The organism is Dactylosporangium sp. NPDC049140, from assembly GCF_040648435.1.
Window position 1 is genome coordinate 1 of sequence record NZ_JBEZDS010000117.1, and the last position, 7,621, is coordinate 7,621.

Genomic DNA, 7,621 nt, shown 5'->3' on the forward strand with positions numbered 1-7,621 from the left:
AGGTCAACGCCGTGTCACCAGCACGGACCGCCACCGCCGCCGGATCCTGGGACGCGATCAGATCCAGCACAGTCTCGCCACGGGGCAGCACGGTCGCAGTGTCATTCCACCGTGCGAAATCGGCTACCTCGGCCGGGCTGAGCACGGGCAGCCGGGACAGCCGACGGCCTGCGTCCGCAGCCACTGCCGCCAGCAACTCATTGAAGTGGCCGACCATGCGAATCATCCGGGCGTCATCGAACAGGGCCGTGCTGTATCGCAGCGACCCGAGAAGCCCATCCCCGACCTCGTCCACGGCCATGGACAGGTCGAACTTCACCCGTACCGGCGTGGGCTCGCCTGCGACCTCGGGCAGCTCCTCGCCGGCCCACTCGGCGGCGACATAGTTGAACAGCACCTGGAACAGCGGGGTCCGCGAGAGGTCCCGCCGCGCCCCGAGCTCGTCGACGAGCTGCTCGAACGGAAGGTCCTGGTTCGCGTACGCGGCGAGCGTCTCGGTCCGCACCCGGCCCACCAGCTCGGCGACGGTCGGGTCGCCGGACAGGTCCGTGCGGAGCACCAGTGTGTTGACGAAGAAGCCGATCAGGCCCTCGATCTCGGCGCGGGTGCGGCCGGCGATCGGGGTACCGACGACGATGTCGTCCTGGCCCGAGTACCGGCCGAGGAGCGCCGCGAACGCGGCGTAGACGGTCATGAACATGGATGCGCCGGCGGCCCGCGACACCGCACGCAGGCCCTCGACCACGTCGGCGGGCACGACGAACTCGATGGCGGAGCCGTCGCCGTCGGGGCGCGGCGGCCGGGGGCGGTCAGCGGGCAGTTCGAGCGCGGGCGCGTCCTCGAGGTGTCCGCGCCAGTAGGCGAGCTGCCCGTCGAGGACCTCGCCGGTGAGCCAGCGGCGCTGCCAGACGGCGAAGTCGGCGTACTGCACGGGTAGCGGAGCCAGTTCGGCGCCCGTGTACAGCGCGTCGAGCTCCCGCCGCAGGATGCCGGCCGACCACTCGTCGCCCGCCACATGATGCATCGTCAGGGAGAGCACATGCTCGTCCGGGGCCAGGCGCAGCAGCGTGGCGCGCAGCAGCGGCCCGGCGGCGAGGTCGAACGGCGCAACGGCATCGGCGGCCAGCCAGGCTTCCGCGGCGGCCGGCCCGTCGGCGGAAAGGTCGACGACGGGCAGGAGGAACTCAGCCGGCGGGTCGATCACCTGGTACGGCACCCCGTCCGCCCCGGCCACGAGCCGCGTCCGCAGCACCTCATGCCGCGCGAGCAGGGCTCCGAGCGCGGCCCGCAGCGCCTCGACCGACAGCCCGTCGCCGCTGAACCGGATCGGCATCGGAAGGTTGAACTGTGCCGCCCCGTCCACCTGGGCGAGGAACCAGAGCCGCTGCTGTGCGAACGACAGCGGCAACGCACGGTCCCGCCCAACCGGCACAATCGGGGCCGTGCCAATCCCAGGCCCGGCCGTGTCAACCGCAGCCGCCAGCCCGGCCACCGTCGGCGCATCGAACAACGCCGCAACCGGTACCTCAACGCCGAACACGCTCCGAATCCGTGACACAACCCGGGTGGCGAGCAGCGAATGCCCGCCGAGCGCGAAGAAGTCGTCGAACAACCCGACGCGCTCAACCCCGAGCACCGTGCCCCAGACCTCAGCAATCGCCTCCTCGACGGGCGTGCGGGGCGCCACGTACTCCGCGGTCACCGCAGGAGCGTCGGGCGCCGGCAGCGCCCTGCGGTCGACCTTCCCGTTCGCGTTCAACGGCAGCGCGGTCATCTCCACAAACACGGCCGGCACCATGTAGTCCGGCAGCCGCTCCCGCAACCCGTCAACCGAGCACTGACCCACCACATACGCAACCAGCCGCGCCCCATCGGCCACCACCACGGCCGCCGACACACCCGCCTGATCACGGATCGCAGCCTCAACCTCACCAAGCTCGATCCGGAACCCACGCACCTTCACCTGAAAATCCGCACGGCCCAGGAACTCCGGCCGGCCGTCAGACCGCCACCGTGCCAGGTCACCGGTCCGATAGAGCCGTGCGCCGTCCCGGTCCGCGACGAACCGCTCAGCCGTCAACTCAGGACGACCCAGATACCCGCGGGCCACCCCAGCACCACCGATGTACAACTCACCGACCACACCAGCCGGAACCTCACGCAGCGACGCATCCAGCACAAACCAGCGCGTCCCGGCGATCGGCGAACCCAACGTGACCGGGGCGCCGGCCGTAACCTCATCAACCGCGGACCACACCGTCGTCTCGGTCGGGCCGTACATGTTCCACACCGACCCAGCCCGCTGCACCAACGCCGCCGCCAACGACCCCGGCAGCGCCTCACCACCACACAACACCCGCAACCCCGCCGAACCCGCCCAACCGTCCTCGACCAGCATCTGCCAGGTAGCCGGGGTCGCCTGCAACACCGACACACCATGCTCGTCGATCAACTCAGCCAGCCTGCGCGGCGCACGGACCTCGTCCCGGTCCGCAACTACCACCCGTGCACCCCGGATCAGCGGCAGCCACATCTCCAAACCCGCGATGTCGAACCCGAACGTAGTCACGGCCAGCAGCACGTCATCCGCAGACAGACCGGGACGGTCGGCCATCGCACCCAGGAACGACGCCAGGTTCCCGTGCGAAACCGTGACACCCTTCGGCCGGCCCGTCGACCCCGACGTGTAGATCACATACGCAGCCTGCAACGGCGACACCGGCACCGGCGGCGCGTCAACCGGCTGGATCTCGCCGAGCGGGCTGTCCAACACCACCTCAGCGCCACTATCGGCCAGAATGTACGACAGACGTTCCGCCGGCAGGTCCGGGTCCAACGGCAGATACGTGCCACCGGCCTGCCACACTGCAAGCGCCGCCACCGCAAAGTCCGGCCCGCGGTCCAACCGCAGACCAACAATCGACTCAGGACCCACACCCTCGGCCGTCAACCGCGCCGACAAACCCGCCGCACGGCGCCACAACTCCCGATAGCTCAGCGACTGCACAGCCACCGCATCCGGTGTCGCCGCCGCACGGGCCGCGACCAGTTCGTGCACGGCACCGGTCCACGGCACGGCCGGGCCACCAGAAGACCAGGTCGCCAGGTCGGCCGCCTCCGCAACACCGAGCAACGGCACCTGCGACAGGCGACGACCGGCGTCGCCCGCCACCGCGGCCAGGACCTGCTGGAAGTGGCCGATCAACCGCACGATCCGCGCGTCGTCGAACAGCGCCGTGCTGTAGTGCACGGCGCCGGCCAACCCGTCGCCGGCCTCGGTCAGCGTGACCGAGAGATCGAACTGGACCGGCACGGGCTCGGGCTCGGACTGGCCGGCGGCCAGGACGCGTCCGCCGTCCTCGGTGGCGTAGTTGAACAGGACCTGGAACAGCGGGGTCCGGGAGCGGTCCCGGGGCACGCCGAGCGCGTCCACGAGGTGTTCGAACGGCAGGTCCTGGTGGGCGTGGGCGGCTAGGGTGCCGGCGCGCACGCGGGCAAGGAGTTCGTCGAAGGTCGGGTCGCCGGACAGGTCGGTGCGCAGGACGAGGGTGTTCACGAAGAGGCCGATCAGGCCCTCGATCTCGGACCGGTTGCGGTTCGCGATCGGTGTGCCGATGGCGATGTCATCCTGGCCGGTGTACCGCCCTAGGAGGAGCGAGAAGGCAGACAGCGCCGTCATGAACATCGAGGCGCCGGCCGTGCGTGAGACCGCACGCAGGGCTTCGGTGACGCCGGCGGGGACGGCGAAGTCGATCGCCGCGCCGGCGTTGGAGCGCCGGGACGGGCGTGGGCGGTCCGTCGGCAGCTCCAGCACGGGCAGGCCGTCGAGGCGCTCGCGCCAGTAGCCGAGCTGGCCGCGCAGGACGTCGCCGGTGAGCCAGGCGCGCTGCCAGACGGCGAAGTCGGCGTACTGGACCGGGAGCGGCGGCAGCTCGGCCTCCCCGGCGTACAGCGCCCACAGCTCGTCGTGCAGGATCCCGGCCGACCAGTCGTCGCTGATGACGTGGTGCAGGACGAGCGCGAGCACGTGCCGGTCGGCGGCGACGCGCAGCAGGGTGGCCCGCAGCGGTACACCGTCGGCCAGGTCGAACGGCGCCACCGCGTCCCGGGCCAGCCAGGCGCGCGCGGCCGCCTCGCCGTCATCCTCGGTGGACAGGTCGACGAAGGGCAGCTCGAACGGCGCCGGCGGCTCGATCACCTGGTACGGCTCGCCGTCGGCGTCGGCGGCGAATCGGGTCCGCAGGGTCTCGTGCCGGGTGATCAGGGCGCCCAGCGCCGCGGTCAGTGCCGGCCGTGACAGTTCGCCGTCGAAGCCGATCGGCATGGGCAGGTTGTACTCGGCTGAACCGGGATCCAACTGTGCGAGGAACCAGAGCCGCTGCTGTGCGAACGACAGCGGCAGCGCACGGTCCCGCCCAACCGGCACAATCGGGGCCGTGCCAATCCCAGGCCCGGCCGTGTCAACCGCAGCCGCCAGCCCGGCCACCGTCGGCGCGTCGAACAGTGCGGCAACGGGCACCTCGACGCTGAACAGGCTCCGAATCCGTGACACAACCCTGGTGGCGAGCAGCGAATGCCCGCCGAGCGCAAAGAAGTCGTCGAACACCCCGACGCGCTCGACGCCCAGGACCGCACCCCAGACTCCGGCAACTGCCTCCTCAACCACCGTGCGCGGCGCCACATATTCCCCGGCGACGGGCGCATCGGGCGCGGGGAGGGCCTTCCGGTCGACCTTTCCGTTCGCATTGAGCGGCAGCGAGGTCATCTCCACAAAGACGGAGGGCACCATGTAGTCCGGCAGCCGCTCCCGCAACCCGTCAACCGAGCACTGACCCACGACGTAAGCGACCAGCCGCGAACCGTCGGCGACCACCACGGCCGCCGACACACCCGCCTGATCACGGATCGCAGCCTCAACCTCGCCAAGCTCGATCCGGAACCCGCGCACCTTCACCTGAAAATCCGCACGGCCCAGGAACTCCGGCCGGCCGTCAGACCGCCACCGCGCCAGGTCCCCGGTCCGATAGAGCCGTGCGCCGTCCCGGTCCGCGACGAACCGCTCAGCCGTCAACTCGGGACGACCCAGATACCCGCGGGCCACCCCAGCACCACCGATGTACAACTCACCAACCACACCAGCCGGAACCTCACGCAGTGAGGCGTCCAGCACGTACCAGCGGGTCCCGGCGATCGGTGAACCCAGGGTGACGGGCGCGCCGGCCGTGACCTGGTCGACCGCGGACCACACGGTCGTCTCAGTCGGGCCGTACATGTTCCACACCGACCCAGCCCGCTGCACCAACGCCGCCGCCAACGACCCAGGTAGCGCCTCACCACCACACAGCACCCGCAACCCCGCCGAACCCGCCCAGCCGTCCTCGACCAGCATCTGCCACGTCGCCGGCGTCGCCTGCAACACCGACACACCATGCTCGCCGATCAGCTCAGCCAGCCTGTGCGGTGCACGGACCTCATCCCGATCCGCAACCACCACCCGTGCACCCCGGATCAGCGGCAGCCACATCTCCAGACCCGCGATGTCGAACCCGAACGTCGTCACCGCCAGCAGCACGTCATCCGCAGACAGACCGGGACGGTCGGCCATCGCACCCAGGAACGACGCCAGATTGCCGTGCGAAACCGTGACACCCTTCGGCCGGCCCGTCGACCCCGACGTGTAGATCACGTACGCGGCCTGCAACGGCGACACCGGACACGGAACGGCGTCCAGCAGCTCAACCTCACCCAGCGGACTGTCCAACACCACCTCAGCCCCGCTGTCGGCCAGGATGTACGACAAGCGTTCCGCCGGCAGGTCAGGGTCCAACGGCAGATACGTGCCACCGGCCTGCCACACCGCGAGCGCCGCCACCGCAAAGTCGGACCCGCGGTCCAACCGCAGACCAACAATCGACTCAGGACCCACACCCTGGGCCGTCAACCGTGCCGACAAACCCGCCGCACGGCGCCACAACTCCCGATAGCTCAGCGACTGCACAGCCACCGCATCCGGTGTCGCCGCCGCACGGGCCGCGACCAGCTCGTGCACGGCACCGGTCCAGGGCACGGCCGGGCCGCCGTCGCTCCAGCCGGTCAGCTCGTGCACCTCGGGATCGGTGAGCAGCGCCACCTGCGACAAACGGCGATCGGCGTCCGCGGCGAGCTCGGCCAGGACCTGCTGGAAGTGGCGCACGAACCGGATCATGCGGGCGTCGTCGAAGAGGGCGGTCGCGTACTGCACCGACCCGACCAGCGCGCCGTCCGCCTCCACGACCGAGACCGACACGTCGTAGCGCACGGGCATCGGCTCCGGCCGCGGCTCGGCGGTCGGCTCCCACCCGGCGAAGCGGCCGCGGCCGTCGTCGCTGTCGTAGTTGAACAGGACCTGGAACAGCGGGGTCCGGGAGCGGTCCCGGGGCGCGCCGAGCGCGTCGACGAGGTGTTCGAACGGCAGCTCCTGGTGCGCGTACGCGGCGAGGGTTCCCGTCCGGACACGGCCGAGCAGCTCGGTCAGGGTCGGGTCGCCGGACAGGTCGGTGCGCAGCGCGAGGGTGTTGAGGAAGAAGCCGATGAGGCCCTCGGTCTCGGCGCGGGTGCGGCCGGCGATCGGGGTGCCGACGACGATGTCGTCCTGGCCCGAGTACCGGCCGAGGAGCACGGTGAAGGCCGACAGCACGGTCATGAACATCGACGCGCCGCCATCGCGGGCGACGGCGCGCAGGCGGTCGGCGACCTCGGCCGGGACGGCGAAGTCGATGCTCGCGCCGTCGCCGGTCCGCACGGCCGGTCGTGGACGGTCGGTCGGCAGTTCGAGTGTCGGCACGCCGTCGAGGTGGCCGCGCCAGTAGTCCAGCTGTGTCGCGAGGACGTCGCCGGTGAGCCGGGCCCGCTGCCAGACGGCGAAGTCGGCGTACTGCACGGGCAGCGGCTCGAGCACGGCACCCGCGTACAACGCGTCGAGCTCGCGGCGCAGGATGCCGAAGGACCACTCGTCGGCGACGACGTGGTGCATGGCGAGGGCCAGGATGTGCTCGTCCGGGGCGAGCCGCAGCAGCGTGGCCCGGAACAGCGGCCCGGTCGCGAGGTCGAACGGCACCGCCGCATCAAGAGCCAGCCACGCCTCCGCCTCAGCGGCGTCCGAAATGTCCAGAACGGGGAGAACGAAGTCGGTCGGCGGATCGACGACCTGGTAGGGCTCCCCGTCGGCGCCGGCGACCAGCCGTGTGCGCAGCACCTCGTGCCGGGCGACCAGAGCGTTCAGCGCGGCCTGGAGCGCGTCGGCGTCGAGGGCGCCCGAGAACGGGATCGACGCCGGCGTGTTGTACTCGATCGACCCCGGATCGAGCTGCGCGAGGAACCAAAGCCGCTGCTGGGCAAACGACAGCGGCAACGGAACGTCCCGGCCGACCGGCACCACCGGCGCCGCCTGTACCCCGGGCGCGGCCGCATCGACGACCGCCGCGAGCTGCGCAACCGTGGGCGCATCGAACACCGCCGCAACCGGGATCTCCACCCCGAACACCTGCCGCACCCGCGACACGACCTGTGTCGCCAGCAGCGAGTGCCCACCAAGCGCGAAGAAATCATCGTGTACCCCGACCTGCGACACCCGCAGCAGCCC

At 70.9% G+C, this 7,621-nt stretch carries 1 protein-coding gene; it reads right to left on the reverse strand.

All coding sequences use genetic code 11. From position 1 onward, the window contains the following. Positions 1–7,609: amino acid adenylation domain-containing protein (locus tag AB0B76_RS58405; protein WP_360394951.1), on the reverse strand; the 7,609-nt coding region annotated here is incomplete at its 3' end. Between the last annotated feature and the right edge of the window lie 12 nt (positions 7,610–7,621).